We start from the raw sequence: 15,987 nt of genomic DNA, 5'->3' as shown, positions 1-15,987 counted from the left end.
TCCTTCGCGGGTGACAGGTCTGTTCTACCGCAGTCCGCCGGGCCCGGCGAGGGGTTCGGGCGCGGCGTAGCGGTAGGCGTGGTGATCGACGAAACCCAGTTCGCGGTACATCGCGACGGCCGCCTCGTTGGCCGCCTCCACCTGGAGATACGCGTGCGTCGCGCCGCGGTCGTGACCCCAGCGCACCAGCTCGGCGCAAACCAGCGAACCGAGCCCGTGCCTGCGGTGCGCGGCGGCGACGGCCACGCAGGTGAGGCCGATCCAGCGTCGTCCGTCCGGGGCGGTGGTGAGCGCGCCGCGGCCGATCGCGATGGGGCGCGGCAGGCCGAGCGAGGCGAAGCCCAGTTCACCGTCCAGGACCGCGGTCAGCACCTCGGGATCCGGCGCGGGAACGGAAATCGGGCGAGCGGCAGGATCTTCGCCGCCGTAGCGGTGCATCCCCAGCCAGTCGTGGTCCGGCGCGGGCGCGATCCGCACCATCGAAGGGCCCTGCGGCAGAACGAAATTGTCGATATCGATGGCCAGCATCAGCGTCTCCCGCCAGCTGTGCCAGCCGGGCGGCACGGGGGCCAGCCGATCGGGCAGCGCGAGCTGCACGGGCAGGCCGTGCGCGGTGTACCACTCGCCGATCCGGCGCAGCGTCTCCGCGGAGACGGCGGCGGGCCCGTCCGAGCTGCCGAGCGGCACAGCCGAATTCGCGCGCCCCGTGTATCCGTGACCCGCGCGTGCCAGCCAGCCGTCGATCCACGCGTGCTCGACGCCCGGCCAGCCATAGGCGGCCGCGGCCTCCAGCGCGCGGATCTCCTTCGGGCGAATCGGCCTGGGGCCCAGGGCCTTCAGCGCGACCACGCGCTCCGGCGCCACCGAGACGACCGTGCCGTCGGCGCCGCGCACGGTCGGCGGGTCCAAGGAGACGAGCTCGCCGATCACGTCGGTCAGCGGTTGGGGATAACCCGCGGGCAGCTGATAGCGCAGCACCACGCGGCGGCCGAGCGGGATATCGGGCAGACCGGCGGCGGGGTCAGTCGTCATGCCCGAACGGATCGGGATCGGTGCCCGGCAGCCAGGTCAGGCCCGGTGTGCCCCAGCCGTTGCGTTTGATCGCCTTCTTGGCGGCGCGCGCGTTGCGGCCGATCAGTACGTCCACGTAAAGGAACCCGTCCAGGTGCCCGACCTCGTGCTGCAGCATGCGCGCGAAGAAGCCCTTGCCCTCCACCTCGATCGGCTCGCCGCGCTCGTCGGTGCCGGTCACCTTCGCCCACTCGGCGCGGCCGGTGGGGAACTGCTCGCCGGGAACCGACAGACAACCCTCCTCGTCGTCGTCCGGGTCGGGCATGGTCTCCGGGAGCTCCGAGGTCTCCAGCACCGGGTTGACCACCACCCCGCGGCGGCGGGTGGCGGCGCCGTCCGCGCCCAGGTCGGGGCAGTCGTAGACGAACAGGCGCAGCGGAACGCCGACTTGGTTGGCCGCGAGGCCCACGCCGTGCGCCGCCTCGAGCGTCTCGTACATGTCCGCGATGAGCGGAGCCAATTCCTCCGGCGATTGCGTGACCCGCTCGGTCGGGTTGTGCAGAACCGGGTCGCCGACGATCACGATCGGGAGGATTGCCATGCGCCAATTATTGCCGTGCGCGCCACGTCACCCCGCCCCGGGTGCCGGGAACTACCGGCAGGTAGGGAACACGCCGCGCCGCGGCCCGGGCGATTCCCGGCGCGCGTGGTTGAATGTTCCGCGACGTACAAGCACCATTTTCGTCTGGTGGTCACTCGGCGAGGGAGCGAGATGGACGGCGCAGCGGCACGGAATCTTTCCGAGAGCCAGGACGGCCTTTCCGCGAGCGAAGAGGTCACGACGGGGCACGCCGCGGCCGGACAGGCCGACGACGCCGGACTGAGCCGCCGCGAACTCGACATCCTGGCCTTCGAGCGCCAGTGGTGGAAGTACGCGGGCGCGAAGGAAGAGGCGATCCGCGAGCTGTTCGCCATGTCACCGACGCGGTACTACCAGGTGCTGAACGCGGTGGTCGACCGGCCCGAGGCGCTGGCCGCCGATCCGATGCTGGTGAAGCGGCTGCGCAGGCTGCGCGCGAGCAGGCAGAAGGCGCGTGCGGCGCGCCGGCTGGGATTCCAGGTCTGACCCGGCGATGCGGACCCGGACCCGCTCGGTGCGACTAGGCTCGCGAGGGTGAGCTACCCGAATCCCACCTCCGGTGGGCCACCGTTGCGCGCCCTGGCGATGGTGCTGATCGCGTTGGCCATCGTCTTCGCCGGTCTCGGCGCGATGTCGCTGTCGAGTTCCGACGCCGACACCGACGCCTCGGGAACCAGCGATTCGCCGACCTCCAGCGCGACCGCCGCGCCGCAGGTCCCGGCGAGCACCACCGCGCCCAAGGCGCCGACCTCGGCCGCGGCCTCGTCCGCCGCGGTGACGCCGACCACCACGGCCGCGCCGACCACGTCCGCGGCGGCCCGTTCGGTCCCGGTTCGCGTGCTCAACAACAGTATGGTGGCCGGGCTCGCGGCCAAGACGGCCGGTCAGCTCGCGGCGGACGGGTGGACCATCGCGGAAACGGGCAACTACCCCGGCTCGAATATCGCGAAAACCACTGTCTACTACGGCAATTCGGCTGGCGACAAGGAAGCGGCGCAGGCCATCGCGGACGATCTCGGCGCGGCGGTGGCGCCCAAATCGGACGCAATCGGGGACACCGGTCCGGGTGTAACGGTGATCGTCACGGGTAACTGACCCGTGTGGTCGCTGTTCGCACGCTCGGACCGGCGAACGTGAGGTGAGGGCACGCCGCCCTGTCGGGGGCGCGGCAGCGCGGCGTGGCATCATCTTGTCCGGTAACGAACGTGTCCACCCAGCTTTACTCGTAAACTCGGTACTCGTAAAGGAGTTCCCCGATGGCCCCGTCCACAACTCGACGCCCGTCCTGGCGGACTGTGACCCCGGTGCTCGCGGTCGCGGTGTTCGGCCTCGCCGCCTGCTCGAACAGCCAGGAGTCGAGTGACGTCCAGGGAACCACCCCGCCGGTGTGGACCGGGTCCCCCGCCCCGGCCGGTCGGTCGAGCACCGAGCACGGCACCCCGCACACCGAGGAGGGGGTGAACGTGCAGTTGAAGGACCCCTCGGGCGCGTCGGTCGGCACCGCGAACTTCGCCAAGGACGGCAACCACCTGCAGATCACCGTCGAGGCGCACGGGCTGCGTCCCGGCTTCCACGGCCTGCACGTGCACCAGGTAGGCAAGTGCGAGCCGAACTCCGTCGCGCCGACCGGCGGCCCGGCGGGCGACTTCTTGTCCGCCGGTGGCCATCTGCAGGTCGGCAGCGCCAACGCGCATCCGGCCAGCGGCGATCTGACCTCGCTGGAGGTGCGCGGCGACGGCGTGGCCAAGCTGGTCACCACCACCGACGCGGTGACGCTGGACGACGTCAAGGGCAAGGCCCTGATCATCCACGCCGACGCCGACAACTTCGGCAACATCCCCAACCGTTATTCCCGCGCCGACGGCGTCGCGGGTCCCGATGAGTCGACCCTAGCGACGGGCGACGCGGGTGGCCGTGTCGCCTGTGGCGTGATCCAGTAGCGCGGGTGGCATATGGCCGGGGCAGGAATCGAGCACGTTCCCTTCGAAGGTTCGCCCCGGCCCACCATCGGGGTCGAATGGGAGATCGCCTTGGTGGACAAGGTGACCCGCGACCTGTCGAATACCGCTGCGGCGGTGTTCGATTCCCTCGGTGAGCTGCGCGCCCACGACGGCACGCCGCAGGTCACCAAGGAGTTGCTGCGTAATACCGTCGAACTCGTCACCGGTGTGCACGAGACGGTCGGCGCGGCGGTGGAGGACCTGACCGGCACCATGAACACGGTGCGGCGCGCGGCCGACCCCTTGGGCGTCGACTTGTTCTGCGCGGGAACCCATCCGTTCGCGCAGTGGTCGGCCCAGCAACTGACCCGGTCGGAGCACTACGACGAGTTGATCGAGCGCACGCAGTGGTGGGGCCGCCAGATGATGATCTGGGGTGTGCACGTGCACGTCGGGGTCTCCCACCGCGACAAGGTGTTTCCGATCCTCAACTCCTTGCTGCTGTCGTATCCGCATCTGCTCGCGCTGTCGGCGGGTTCGCCGATGTGGTCCGGGTCGGATACCGGGTATGCCAGCAACCGGACGCTGATGTTCCAGCAGCTGCCGACCGCGGGCCTGCCGTTCCAGTTCGAGAACTGGACCCAGTTCGAGCATTTCGTGCACGACGAGGTCAAGACGGGCGTGTTCACGCAGCTGGGCGGCATGCACTGGGACATCCGCCCGGCGCCCAAGTGGGGCACCATCGAGGTGCGGGTCTGCGACGGCATCTCCACGCGCACCGAACTGGCGGCGCTGGCCGCCCTCATCCATTGCCTGATCGTCGACCTCGATCACCGCGTCGAGAACGGCGAGGACCTGCCCACCCTGCCGCCGTGGCACGTGCAGGAGAACAAGTGGCGCGCCGCCCGTTACGGGCTGGACGCGATCATCATCACCGACGCCGACAGCAACGAGCGTTTGGTCACCGACGACCTGGACGATCTGCTGAACCGGTTGGAGCCGACGGCGGCGCGCCTGGGCTGCGCGGACGAACTCGCGCTGGTCGCCGAGATCCCCAAGCGCGGGGCGTCCTATCAGCGGCAGCGCCGCGTCGCGGCGGCGTCGCAGGGCGATCTGGTCGCGGTGGTGGACGCGCTGGTCGAGGAGCTGAAGCAGTAGCGTCCGGCCGGATAGCGGTCGGCTGCTGTTCAGCTGGTCAGGGGGACGGCGTTCACCCCCCGTTTACTATGGTCGGATGCTTGTCGAATACCCGGGTTCCGAAGTAGGAAGTGCGGTATCGCGCCGTCGCGTGCCGCGAACTCGGGTAGGGGTCGTCGCCGCGGTGGCCGCGGTGCCGGTTCTGCTGATCGTGCTGCAGGGCGTCGCCCTCTGGCAGGGATTCGAAGGCCCCCTGGAGAGTTTGGGGCGGGACTACATCGGCACACCCAAATCGATGTCGGTGCCCTGGGCGGGGCTCGTCCTCGCGCTGGTGGGCATCTCGACCCGCCGCAGGCTGGTCGTGGTGGGTGTCGCGGCGGCCATCGACGTAGTGTGGGCGGGCGTCCGCCTAGTGGCGGGAGCGCCGTTCGCGATCGGGAACGGCCCGGTGATCGTGCTGACCGGACTGGCGCTGGTGGCCTGTCTGCGCTGGTCCGGCGCCGAACGGCGCGACGCGCTGCACGCGGCCGCGCTCGGCGCGCTGCTGGTGCTGGCCACCAAGGTCGGCGACGTCTGGCTGCACGTCACCGTGATCGGCAGGCCGACCGTGCTCGACGAGTACGTGATCCTGGCCGATCACGCGCTGGGCGATCCGTCGTGGGTGCTCGGCCGGGCGGTCGACGCGATGGGACCGGTGGTCTACGCGGTGCTGCACTGGGTCTACATCGAGCTGCCCGTGGCGGCGATCGTCGTCGCGGTGTGGCAGCTGCGCCGAGTGACGTCGTCGGGCCGGTGGCCGTCGCACTACCTGGTGCGGACCTTCCTGGTGCTCGGCTTGATCGGTCCCTTGGTGTACGTGCTCTTTCCGGTGGTGGGGCCGATGTTCGCGTTCGGGCCGGACGGCAACGGGCTGCAACTGGGCAACTACTGGCCCGGGGTGGTGCCGCCGATCGACCGGAACCCGATGCCGCTGCCGTTCGACGCGGCGGTTCCGCGCAACTGCATGCCCTCGATGCACACCGCGTGGGCGCTGTCGGTGTTCCTGCACACCCGCCGCGACAGCGACGGCGAACCCGCCCCGGGCTGGCTGCGCTGGGGCGGCGCGTTCTGGCTGCTGGCCACGCTCGCCGCCACGCTCGGCTTCGGCTACCACTACGGCGTCGACTTGGTGGCGGGCGCGGTGCTGTGCCTCACCGTCGAATCGGCGTTGCGCGAACCGGAGCGCGGCTGGGGATGGTTCCGGATCCGGTTGGTCGGCTCCGGGGCGGTCGTGCTGGCGGCGTTGCTGCTGTCCTACCGCTACCTCGCCGTGCCGATGGCCGAGTACCCGGTACTCGCTGGCACCGTCGTGCTAGGGCTGCTGGCCGGACTGGCGGCGGCGTTCCACGCGACCTGGTTCGCGGCCGCGCGGCCGCCGCTGCGGGCCGAACGGGAGGTCGAGCCCGCCGCGCGCTGAGTCCGGCACGCGGCTAGTCGACGTCGTCGTCGCGCATCTCGTTGACGCGCAACAGGCCGTCCCGGTGGCGCTGCTCGCGGTAGGCGGTGCGGCCGATGAGGTGGGCGATCACCGGGGCGGTGAGCAGGGTGAACAGCCCCACCAGCGCCAGCGCCCAGACACCGCCGTGCCCGCGCAGCTGGATCGCGGCACCGGCGAGCACCAGGATCAACCCGGTGACCTGCGGTTTGGTGGCCGCGTGCATCCGGGTCAGCGTGTCCGGGAAGCGGACGATGCCGAGCGCGGCGGTCAGCGCCAGCGCAGAGCCGAGCAGGATCAGGGAGCCGGCGAGCACGTGCCAAAGGTTCATTTGTCGTCCCGTACCCGGAATCGGGACACGGCGGCCGAACCGAGGAATCCGACCAGCGCCAGCGCGACGATCGCGGGCACCACGGTGGTGTCGGCGCTGTAGGCCGCCCACACGGCCAGTCCCGAAGCCGCGATTGCCATCAGCGAGTCGAGGGCGACGACCCGGTCCAACGTGCTCGGCCCCAGGACGACGCGATAGGTGGTCAGCAGCCCGGCCGCCGTCAGGACGACGGCGGCGAGCACGGCGACGACGGTCACTCCGCCACCTCCGGGGGTGCGGGCGGCCGGGAGTACGGCCATCCGGTCGGGCGTTCGAAGGCTTCGATCAGCAGGCGTTCCAGCCGCCGGGTGATCCGGAAGAACTTGTCCACGGCCGCGTCGCTGCCCACGTCCAGGACGTGGACGTAGATGACGCAGCGCCTGCGGTCGATCTCCAGCACCATCGTGCCGGGGATCAGGTTGAGCACATCGGTCCAGAGCACCAGCACCAGATCCGACCGCGTGCGGGCGTACACCCGCAGCACTCCGGACACCGGGGTGGGAGCGGGCCGGATCGCGAACCAGGCGACCTGGAGGCTCGACTCCAGCGCGTAATAGGCGCTCACCACGACCAGTTCGAGCAGCGGCAGCGGGTTCAGCCGACCCGACACCGGAACGCGTGGCAGCGGCAACGCCACCATGATCAGGGCGGCGACCACCAGCCCGCCCAGCAGGTTCGCGACGCTCAGATCGCCCCACAGGGCGAGCCAGACCACGGTGAGCCACACGAGGACGCCGACCCGGACGACCGCCTCGTGTCCGCGGCCGCGCCCGGTCTGCTCGACGCTCATCGCGAACCACCCAGCACCGCACCGATGTACACGCCGGGGTCGCGCAGGTCGGCCGCGGCTCGGTCGGCGATCGTCAGGATCGGACCGGCCAGCACCGTCAGGCACAGCCCGACCGCCACGAGCGCCGCGGTGGACAACACCATCAGCGGCGGCATCCGGCCGGGATCGGTGCGCTCGTCGTAGTGCACGTCGGTCGCCTCCTCGATCAGCGTCGGCGGCTTCGCCGCGGTGAGATGACCCTCGGGGGCGTCCGCGCGGGGCCGCCAGAACGCCTTGCTCCATACCCGGGCGACCGCGTAGAGGGTGAGCAGGCTGGTGAGCACCGCGCCCCCGACCAGCACCCAGGCCAGCACGCTGCCGCGTTCGGCGCCCGCCTGCAAGAGCGCGACCTTGCCGATGAACCCGGAGAACGGGGGTATCCCGCCGAGATTCAGCGCGGGAATGAGGAACAGCACCGCCAGCAGCGGACTGGCCGCGGCGAGCCCGCCCAGCCTGCGCAGCGAGGTCGAGCCGGCCTGCCGCTCGATCAGCCCCGCCACCAGGAACAGCGCGGTCTGCACCAGGATGTGGTGCGCCACGTAGAAGACCGCGCCCGCCAGCCCCGACGCGGTGGCCAAGCCCACCCCGAACACCATGTAACCGATGTGGCTGACCAGGGTGAACGACAGCAGGCGGCGGATGTCGCTCTGCGCGATGGCGCCGAGGATGCCCACGAGCATGGTCAGCAGCCCGCACGTCAGCAGGATCGCGTCGAAGCCGCCCGTGGGGAACAGCAGCGAGTGCGTGCGGATGATCGCGTACACACCGACTTTGGTGAGCAGGCCGGCGAACACGGCGGTGACCGGGGCCGGGGCGGTCGGATAGGAGTCGGGCAGCCAGTTCGACAGCGGGAAGACGGCGGCCTTGATGCCGAACGCCACCAGCAGCACTCCGAAGATCGCCGTGCGGGTGCCCTCCGGCACCGCGCCGAACCGCGCCGCGAGCTGGGCGAGATTCAGCGTTCCGGTGGCCGCGTAGGTGAGCCCGATGCCGGTGAGGAAGATCAGCGAGGAGACCATCGACACCATCACGTAGGCCACGCCCGCGCGGATGCGTTCGGTGGTCGCGCCCACCGTGAGGAGCACGAACGACGCGGCGAGCAGGATCTCGAAACCCACGAACAGGTTGAACAGGTCACCGGCCAGGAAAGCGGCCGAAACACCCGCGGTCAGCACCAGATACGTCGGCCGGTAGATGGAGGTGGGCTGCCGCTCGTCGCCGTCGCGAATGTTCTGGCCCGCGCCGTAGAGGGCGACCGACAGCAGCACGATGGACGAGACGAGCAGCATCGCCGCCGAGAGCCGGTCCACCACCAGCGTGATGCCGATCGGCGCCGCCCAATCGCCGACCTGCAACGCGGTGGTGCCGTCCCGGTCGGCCAGGAACAGCAGCAGCCCGCAGATCACCACCACACCGGTGAGCGCCCCGACGATGACCACGCTCTGGATGCGGGGCCTGCGGCCGAAGACGAGCGTGGCCGCGGCGCCGAGCAGCGGAACGAGCACCGGCAGCGGCGCGAGGACCGGCAGCAGGCCGGGGGACAGGCTCACGTCTCCGGGTCCTCTCCGGCCCGCCGCCGGGCGACCTCCGCGTCCTCTTCGTCGTTGGCGACGTCGTCGCTGGTGGTGAGCATGTAGGCGCGGTAGGCCAGCGCGAGCACGAAGGCCGCGATGCCCATGGTGATCACGATGGCGGTGAGCACCATCGCCTGAGCGAGCGGGTCGGCCATCTCCGTGGTGGCGGCCGCCCCCCGGATGGGCGCCGCGCCGTCGCCGCCGCCCGCGGTGAGGATCAGCAGGTTCACCGCGTTGCCGAACAGGATCAACCCGAGCAGCATCTTCGACACGGCGCGTTCCAGGATCAGATACACCCCGCACGCGACCAGGACGCCGATCACGATCAGCAGGGTCAGATTCGCGGTCATGCGCGGGAACCGCCTTTCCTCGCCGGGGGCTCGGCGTCGGCCAGCTCGCTGTCCAGCCGCGCGCCGAGACTGCGCAGCACGTCCAGCACCAGGCCGACCACGATCAGATAGACGCCGAGATCGAACAGCAGCGCGGTGACCACCTTGACGTGGCCGACCACCGGCAGCGAAACCTCGATGATCGCCGAGGACAGCGGCGGCGCGCCCAGCAGCAGCGAGGAGACCGCGGTGCCCGCTGCCAAGGTGAGGCCCGCACCGAGGACATGCCCCGCGTCGACGGGCAGCGCCTCGCCCAGTTCGTAGCGCCCGCCCGCGAGATACCGCAGGGTCAGCGCGAGCCCCGCGGTGAGCCCGCCCGCGAACCCGCCGCCCGGCGCGTTGTGCCCGGAGAAGAAGAAGTAGACCGACAGCAGCATGATGGTCGGGAACACCAGCCGGGTGGTGATCTGCAGGACCATCGACCGTTCGGCCCGGTCGACCAACCGGCCCGCGGGCAGCCAGCTCACCAGTTCCGGGTCGTAGTCGGGGGAGTCCGCCGCGCGCGGCGCGCTGCCGAAACGCCTGCTGCGGAACACCAAGGACGCGACGCCGGTGGCGGCGACGACGAGCACCGAGATCTCACCGAGGGTGTCCCAGGCCCGTAGGTCGACCAGCAGGACGTTCACGGCGTTCTTCCCGCCGCCGAATTCGTAAGCCGCGTCGGGAATCCGGGGCCAGATGGGTTCGGCGGTGCGGGCGGCGACGGCGAAACCGGCCAGAACCGCGACCACCGCTCCGGTCCCCGCGGCCAGCATCGCCCTGCGGAACTTGAACGCGGTCGCGCGGCTGGCCTCGATCCGCGCGGGAAAGGCGCGCAGGACCAGAACGAAGATCACCAGCGTCAGCGTCTCCACCAGGAATTGGGTCAGCGCGAGGTCGGGCGCGCCGTGCAGCGCGAAGATCACGCCACTGCCGTAACCGGTCACGCCGACGACCAGCACGCTCGCCAATCGGTTGCGCAGCACCGTCGCGGCGAGCGCGGTCACCACCATGATCGCGCCGATGGCCGCTTGCAGGGGCGAATCCCACCACCGCAGCGTCACGCCGGTGCGGGTGCCGACGGCGAGCAGGGCGGTCGGCAGGACGATCAGCGTGACCAGGATCGCGGCCTGACTCAGCGGCAGCGACCCGCGCTGTACGGCGCCGGTCATTCGCAGCGAGAGGGTGTCCATCGCGCGCAGCGTGGCGTCGTAGGCGCGGTCGGCGTTGCCCAGGCGCGGGTGCGCCGATTCGACGAAGCGGGTGCGCAGCCGGTACAGCGCGACACCTACGGCGACGATCAGCAGCGTCGTCGCCAATGCGGGGGTGAATCCGTGCCACAGCGCCAGATGCTCGGGCGCGGGGCCGGTCAGCGTTCCGGCGTAGGGACGCAACCGGGCGTCCAGCCACGACGGCGCGAGACCGGCGACGAGACTCGCGACGGCGAGGAGCGCCGGTGACGCCAGGAACAGCGCGCCCGGCGGGTGCCAGCGGCAATGGTCCGCGCCTTCCGGCTGGTCCTCGGCGACCGGTACTTCGCTCGGGTGGTGAGCGACGGTGGTGGTGCCGGGGGCCGGCTCCGGCGCACCGCGCTTGTCGGCGAAGGCGCCCCAGACGAATCGGATGCTGTAGCCGACGGTCAGCATCGAACCGAGCACCACGCCGGCGAATACCGCGCTGCGTGCGGGGGCGGTGAGCACGTCGGCGTCCAGCACGGCGCTCAGCGCGCTCTCCTTGCCGACGAAGCCGAGCAGCGGCGGGATCCCCGCCATGCTGAGCGCGGCGAGCACCGCGGTGGCGCACAGCACGGGAGCCCGGCGGCCGAGACCGGACAACCGGCGTAGATCCCGCGTGCCCGCACCGTGATCGATGATCCCGACCACCAGGAACAGGCACGCCTTGAACAGCGCGTGCGCGACGATCAACGACACCCCGGCCAGCGCGGCGCCGGGAGTGCCGATGCCGACGAGCACGATCAGGAACCCCAGCTGGCTCACCGTGCCGAAGGCCAGCACCAGCTTCAGGTCCACGACCTGTAGCGCCCGCAGCCCGGCCAGCAGCATCGAAGCCAGGCCGAGGGTGAGCACGAGCGGGTGCCACACCGGATTCTGCGCGAACACCGGCGCCAGGCGGGCGACCAAGTACACACCCGCCTTCACCATCGCCGCCGCGTGCAGGTACGCGCTCACCGGCGTCGGCGCGGCCATCGCGCCGGGCAGCCAGAAATGCAAAGGCACCACGGCTGACTTGGTGAGCGCGCCGACCAGTAACAGCGCCACCGCGACGTCGATCGCGAGCCCGTTCGGTGGATGCGCCCCGGACAGCAGATCCGAGAGCAGATAGCTGCCGCTCGCGGTGCCGAGCACGACGATGCCGGCCAGCATCGCCAATCCGCCCGCCCCGGTCACCAGCAGGGCTTGAATCGCGGACCTTCGACTGGCCGCCTGCTCGGCGTTGTGCCCGATGAGCAGGAACGACAGCACTGTCGTCGCTTCCCAGAACACATAGAGCAGCACCATGTTGTCGCTGGTGACCAGCCCGAACATGGCCCCGGCGAAGCCGACCAGCTCGGCGGCGAACACCCCGAGCCGTGGCTCGTCGTTGTCGAAATACCTGCCGCAGTAGACCAGAACCAGCGCTCCGATGCCGAGCACGAGCGCGCACAGGACGGCCGCGAGCGTGTCGAAACGCAGTTCGATATTCAGTGCGATGCTCGGCGCCCAGGCCAGCCGGACACGCTGTGGCTCGGACCAATTCGCGAGGACCCACCCCAGGCCGCCGAGCGGGATCGCGGCCAGCAGGTAGAAAGCGTTGCGCCCCAGTGCCCGCACACACAGCGGAGCCAGCAAGGCGGCCGCGGCATGGACGAGCAGGATTACGAGCAAACTTCACTCCGTCGAGTAGGGGCGGCGGGGTGTTCGGGACAAGCCTACGGAAAGGGTGCCTTTCTCGCGGAAGGGGCGCGTATGGCGTACGCCATCCGCGCGGACCCCTGCTATATGTCCGCTAATGATTCGCTTTCCGGCTGCCCATTCGGTTGCGCCTTGCTGCGCGGCCGCAATTTACGCAACATGACGAGCCCGAGAGCGCTCCCGACGACGATGGCCAGCGCGGTCCGGCCGGGCGTCGCGTCGTGCACCTCCACCTCTTCGCGCCAGTCCTTGACCCTGTCCGGCATCACCGACACCGCCGAGGGAAGGTAGAGCGCGGCGAGCGCGAGCACACCGCTGGGCGCGTAGTGCGGTCGCACCGTGCCGCAGCAGTAGCCCGCGGTCAACGCGATGACCCCACTGATCACGGCGAAGGCGACGGTGCTCGCCGACGTCGAGGTGACGAGGGCGAAGACCGAGATGCCCGCGAGGAGCAGGATGGCCAGCGCGGTCGACGGCATGCGGGCGCCGACGGCCAGTCCGGCCGCGGTCAGCGCGATGAGCACCGCGGCGGTCCAGCCGGGCCGGACCGCGTAACCCACGGCGTCGACCGCCGCGGTGAGGCTCACGGCCAGGTACACGCCGGTGCCGTCGCGGCCGGGTAGCAGCATGGCCGCCGCGGTCGCGCTGACGAGCGTTGCCGCGACGACGATGGCGATCTCGACCCCGTGACTCTCGGCGGGCAGTTTGCTGTACTGGCGGCCCAGCCATTCGGTGCCGGCCAGCACCACCAGCGCGAGCACCATGGCGGCGAGGATCGGCGTCACCGGCAGCGCGATCGCCATCCCCGGCGTCTTCGGCTCGTCGGTGCGCCTCCAGTTGTGCAAGGTGCTGATCACCAGCAGCGTCAGGGCCGCGCCGATCATCCAGCGCGTCGGCGTCTCCAGGACCGCGTACGGATCCGCGTTGATATTCAGCAGGCCCGCGAGATCGCCGAAGCCGAAGAACCCCACGCCGCCTATCGCGAACGCCGCGCCGGGCAGCGGGCGGCGCAGCGCCACCGCGCCCAGCCCGCCGAGCAACACCGCGGCACAGATGGAGTCGATGTAGTTCTGCGTGGTCAGCATCTCCGCCGTGGGCCCACGGCGGCCGGCGAAGTGGTTGAGCAACTGTGCGAGGGCCGCGGCCGTCGCCGTCGCCCAGCCGGTCAACGGCCGCTTGGTGGTCGCCACCAGCACGGCGATCGCGACGGCGACGATCACGCCGAGCGCGGCGCTGCGCGGCACGCTGTTGAGCAGCCCGGCAATCCGGTACGAGGTGGACTGGCCCTTGGTGCTGACGCTGACCGGCAGGAACAGCGTGACGCCCGCGACCGCGGCTCCCGTGAAGGCCGTGATCGCGTCGACAATGTCGCCGACCCTGCGCACGGTTGTCGAACATACCCGGGGCGCGGGCGCGATCTTGTGATTGCCGACGATTCGCCCGAAAATGTCTCGGGTGCGAAATATGCGGCATAAGCCAATTTGCCGCACATTGGCTGAGTGAGGCCGTCTACCCGCGGCTTTCCGCGTACCGGCGCAGCGTGTCGATCTGAGCCGGGTCCAGCGACGGCCGTACCACCGCTTGGGCGGCCAGCACGTCGGCCCCGGTGACATCGGCGGCGTGCATGTCCCGCCGCATCGCCGCGAGGGCGGACTCGCGCAGCAGCGCCGCGCAGTCGGCGGCGGAATAGCCCTCCAGGTCGTCCGCGAGCGCGTCGAGGTCGACGTCGTCGGCCAGCGGCACCGCGCGGCCCGCGGTGCGCAGGATCTCCCGCCGGGCGGCGGCGTCCGGCGGCGGCACGAAGACGAGCCGTTCGAGCCTGCCCGGGCGCAGCAGCGCCGGATCGATCAGCTCCGGACGGTTGGTCGCGCCCAGCACCACCACATCGCGCAGCGGCTCCACACCGTCGAGTTCGGTGAGCAGCGCCGCGACCACTCGGTCGCCGACACCCGCGTCGGCGCTCTGCCCGCGGCGCGGCGCCAAGGCGTCCACCTCGTCCAGGAAGACCAGCGACGGCGCGGAATCGCGGGCGCGCTGGAACAATTCGCGTACTGCGCGCTCCGACGAGCCGACCCACCGGTCCAGCAGCTCCGCGCCCTTGACCGCGTGCACGCTGAGCTGACCGCTGCCGGCCAGCGCCCGCACCAGGAACGTCTTGCCGCAGCCGGGCGGGCCGTAGAGCAGCACCCCGCGCGGCGGCTCGATGCCGAGGCGGGCGAAGGAGTCGGGGTGACGCAACGGCCACAGCACCGCCTCGGTGAGCGCCTGTTTGGTGTCCGCCATGTCGCCGACGTCGTCGAGACTCAGGCTGCCGATGGCGAGTTCCTCCATGCCCGACCGCGACAGCGGCCGGATGACCTCGAGCGCGCCGAGCAGGTCGGGCTGGGTGAGCTGTGGCTCACCGTTCTCCCTGGCCCGCGATGCCGCGCGCAGCGCAGCCTCGCGGCACAGCGCCGCCAGGTCGGAGACCACGAACCCGGGGGTGCGCGCCGCGATCTCGTCGAGTTTCAGCTCCGCGGTCGGCACCCGGCGCAGCAGCTGTTCCAGCAGGGCCTTGCGGACGGCGGCGGTGGGCAGCGGCAGCGCGAGTTCGCGGTCGCACAGGTCCGGCGCCCGCAGGCGCTGGTCGATCCCGGCGGGGTGCGCCGTGGTCGCCAGGAACGCGACGCAGGGTTCGGCGATCGCGGCGCGCAACTGGTCCAGGATGAGCGTGGCGACCGGCTCGGCGTCGGCGGGCAGCAGCGCGTCGATGTCGGTGATCAGCAGGACGCCGCCCTTGCCGCAGCCGATGTCGGCCACCGCCTCGGCGACCTCGCGCAGTCGCGCACCGCTCTCGGCCGCCCCGATGGTGGGGCCGTCCAGTTCCACCACGCGGCGCGGCGCGGCGACCGCGCGGGCCAGCGCTGCCTTGCCGACGCCGGCCGGGCCGGTGATCAGCACACCGAGGTGCGGTCGTGCACCCAGCGTGCGCAGCAATTCGGGTTCGTCGAGGGCGAGGCTGAGCCATTCGGTGAGCTTCGCGGCCTGGCTGCGCGCACCCGCCAGGTCTTCGACCGAGATGCTCGGTGTCTCGCCGGGCGGCGTGGTGCGGGTCGCCGCGACGCCGAGGGGCGCCTCGCCCGCCGCGAGCGACGCCACCGCCGAGGCCGGGGCGTCTTGCGCGGCGACCGCGCCCGCGCCCCACGCCACGGCGGTGTTCGGCTGCACGCTCACCGGGCCGCGCGGATCGGTGCCGGTGACGGTGAGCAACTCCGTGGTCCAGGCGATGCCGAAGGTGCGCGACAGTGCCTGGGTGGCGGCCGTGGAACTGATGTCGGGGCCGAGGTCGCGCGGCAGCAGGGAGACCGCGTCACCGACCGTGACGACCTTCCCGAGCAGCGCCTGCCGCAGCGTCGCGGCCGGAATCGTCCGGGTGGCGTGCACCGAGCCGCTCACCGTGATCTGCTTCGCGCCGTAGACGACCGCGGGAGAGATCACCACGGTCGCATCCTCGCGCAGCCCGGCGTTGGACAGCGTGACGTCGTCGAGCAGGGCGACTCCGGCGGGCGTGTCCGGACGGGCTACACCGACGACCGCGGCCGTGCGCCGGGAGCCGACCAGCATGATCCCGTCCCATTCGCGCAACCCCAGCGCGGTCAGCGCTTCCGGATGCAGCCGGACCACCCCGCGCCGGGCGTCGGCGGCCGAAGGATTCAGGCGGGCGGTGAGTGCCAGTTCTGCCACTGTGCCATT

15 protein-coding genes are annotated in these 15,987 nt (G+C 71.1%); 5 read left to right on the top strand and 10 right to left on the bottom strand.

Features of this window, described 5'->3' with window-relative positions; translation table 11 throughout:
• Positions 1 to 24: 24 nt before the first annotated feature.
• Positions 25 to 1,032 carry a GNAT family N-acetyltransferase gene (locus tag ABZ552_RS00200; RefSeq protein ID WP_357434997.1) on the bottom strand — a complete coding sequence of 336 codons (1,008 nt, stop codon included), beginning with the start codon at positions 1,030 to 1,032 and terminating at the stop codon, positions 25 to 27.
• The gene (locus tag ABZ552_RS00195; RefSeq protein ID WP_281876026.1) at positions 1,022 to 1,612 is read right to left on the bottom strand and encodes a peptide deformylase; all 591 of its coding nucleotides are present in this window, start codon (positions 1,610 to 1,612) and stop codon (positions 1,022 to 1,024) included. Before ABZ552_RS00195 ends, ABZ552_RS00200 begins: the two co-directional genes overlap by 11 nt.
• Before the next feature lie 171 nt (positions 1,613 to 1,783).
• Between ABZ552_RS00195 and ABZ552_RS00190 the strand changes: the two genes are divergently transcribed.
• The 5 genes from ABZ552_RS00190 (at position 1,784) to ABZ552_RS00170 (ending at position 6,184) form a co-directional block, all read left to right on the top strand.
• Positions 1,784 to 2,137 (top strand): DUF3263 domain-containing protein, encoded by a 354-nt coding sequence (locus ABZ552_RS00190; protein ID WP_281876024.1) that lies wholly within the window; start codon positions 1,784 to 1,786, stop codon positions 2,135 to 2,137.
• A 48-nt stretch (positions 2,138 to 2,185) separates the two neighbouring features.
• A complete protein-coding gene (locus ABZ552_RS00185) occupies positions 2,186 to 2,746 on the top strand; it encodes a LytR C-terminal domain-containing protein (RefSeq protein WP_281876023.1) in 561 nt (186 codons plus the stop codon).
• A gap of 161 nt (positions 2,747 to 2,907) precedes the next feature.
• Entirely contained in the window at positions 2,908 to 3,591 is a 684-nt protein-coding gene (locus ABZ552_RS00180) for a superoxide dismutase family protein (protein WP_281876021.1), read from the top strand.
• 12 nt (positions 3,592 to 3,603) lie between these two features.
• Positions 3,604 to 4,749, top strand: a complete 1,146-nt coding sequence (locus ABZ552_RS00175; protein ID WP_281876019.1) for a glutamate--cysteine ligase — start codon at positions 3,604 to 3,606, stop codon at positions 4,747 to 4,749.
• 76 nt (positions 4,750 to 4,825) lie between these two features.
• Positions 4,826 to 6,184, top strand: coding sequence for a DUF5933 domain-containing protein (locus tag ABZ552_RS00170; RefSeq protein ID WP_357434994.1), 1,359 nt, complete (start codon positions 4,826 to 4,828; stop codon positions 6,182 to 6,184).
• Between the two features lie 13 nt (positions 6,185 to 6,197).
• On the opposite strand, the gene mnhG is transcribed toward ABZ552_RS00170, so the two are convergent.
• From mnhG to ABZ552_RS00130, 8 genes are all read right to left on the bottom strand, one after another.
• Complete coding sequence (gene mnhG, locus ABZ552_RS00165; protein WP_281876015.1) at positions 6,198 to 6,533, bottom strand: monovalent cation/H(+) antiporter subunit G; 336 nt, start codon at positions 6,531 to 6,533, stop codon at positions 6,198 to 6,200.
• Positions 6,530 to 6,790: a monovalent cation/H+ antiporter complex subunit F gene (locus tag ABZ552_RS00160; protein ID WP_281876013.1), complete on the bottom strand. Its 261-nt coding sequence runs from the start codon at positions 6,788 to 6,790 to the stop codon at positions 6,530 to 6,532. The genes mnhG and ABZ552_RS00160 overlap by 4 nt, the downstream gene beginning before the upstream one ends.
• The gene (locus ABZ552_RS00155; protein WP_357434992.1) at positions 6,787 to 7,362 is read right to left on the bottom strand and encodes a Na+/H+ antiporter subunit E; all 576 of its coding nucleotides are present in this window, start codon (positions 7,360 to 7,362) and stop codon (positions 6,787 to 6,789) included. Before ABZ552_RS00155 ends, ABZ552_RS00160 begins: the two co-directional genes overlap by 4 nt.
• Complete coding sequence (locus ABZ552_RS00150) at positions 7,359 to 8,951, bottom strand: Na+/H+ antiporter subunit D (protein WP_357434990.1); 1,593 nt, start codon at positions 8,949 to 8,951, stop codon at positions 7,359 to 7,361. Before ABZ552_RS00150 ends, ABZ552_RS00155 begins: the two co-directional genes overlap by 4 nt.
• Entirely contained in the window at positions 8,948 to 9,325 is a 378-nt protein-coding gene (locus ABZ552_RS00145; protein WP_357434988.1) for a Na(+)/H(+) antiporter subunit C, read from the bottom strand. The genes ABZ552_RS00150 and ABZ552_RS00145 overlap by 4 nt, the downstream gene beginning before the upstream one ends.
• The gene (locus tag ABZ552_RS00140) at positions 9,322 to 12,228 is read right to left on the bottom strand and encodes a Na+/H+ antiporter subunit A (RefSeq protein WP_357434987.1); all 2,907 of its coding nucleotides are present in this window, start codon (positions 12,226 to 12,228) and stop codon (positions 9,322 to 9,324) included. Before ABZ552_RS00140 ends, ABZ552_RS00145 begins: the two co-directional genes overlap by 4 nt.
• Positions 12,229 to 12,338: 110 nt before the next feature.
• Positions 12,339 to 13,640, bottom strand: coding sequence for a hypothetical protein (locus ABZ552_RS00135; RefSeq protein ID WP_357434985.1), 1,302 nt, complete (start codon positions 13,638 to 13,640; stop codon positions 12,339 to 12,341).
• A gap of 124 nt (positions 13,641 to 13,764) precedes the next feature.
• Positions 13,765 to 15,978: an AAA family ATPase gene (locus tag ABZ552_RS00130; RefSeq protein ID WP_357434983.1), complete on the bottom strand. Its 2,214-nt coding sequence runs from the start codon at positions 15,976 to 15,978 to the stop codon at positions 13,765 to 13,767.
• Between the last annotated feature and the right edge of the window lie 9 nt (positions 15,979 to 15,987).

Origin of the sequence: Nocardia sp. NPDC019219 (genome assembly GCF_040632645.1) — a bacterium.
In the GTDB taxonomy this organism is placed as follows: Bacteria; Actinomycetota; Actinomycetes; order Mycobacteriales; family Mycobacteriaceae; genus Nocardia; species Nocardia sputorum.
The sequence above is the reverse complement of the archived record's forward strand: the minus strand, read 5'-3'. Positions and strand labels throughout refer to the sequence as shown.

Coding starts and splice junctions, on each gene's coding strand:
- ABZ552_RS00145 (WP_357434988.1), bottom strand. CDS start 9,325: ATGACCGCGAATCTGACCCTGCTGATCGTGATCGGCGTCCTGGTCGCG.
- ABZ552_RS00200 (WP_357434997.1), bottom strand. CDS start 1,032: ATGACGACTGACCCCGCCGCCGGTCTGCCCGATATCCCGCTCGGCCGC.
- ABZ552_RS00155 (WP_357434992.1), bottom strand. CDS start 7,362: ATGAGCGTCGAGCAGACCGGGCGCGGCCGCGGACACGAGGCGGTCGTC.
- ABZ552_RS00170 (WP_357434994.1), top strand. CDS start 4,826: ATGCTTGTCGAATACCCGGGTTCCGAAGTAGGAAGTGCGGTATCGCGC.
- mnhG (WP_281876015.1), bottom strand. CDS start 6,533: ATGAACCTTTGGCACGTGCTCGCCGGCTCCCTGATCCTGCTCGGCTCT.
- ABZ552_RS00195 (WP_281876026.1), bottom strand. CDS start 1,612: ATGGCAATCCTCCCGATCGTGATCGTCGGCGACCCGGTTCTGCACAAC.
- ABZ552_RS00175 (WP_281876019.1), top strand. CDS start 3,604: ATGGCCGGGGCAGGAATCGAGCACGTTCCCTTCGAAGGTTCGCCCCGG.
- ABZ552_RS00180 (WP_281876021.1), top strand. CDS start 2,908: ATGGCCCCGTCCACAACTCGACGCCCGTCCTGGCGGACTGTGACCCCG.
- ABZ552_RS00190 (WP_281876024.1), top strand. CDS start 1,784: ATGGACGGCGCAGCGGCACGGAATCTTTCCGAGAGCCAGGACGGCCTT.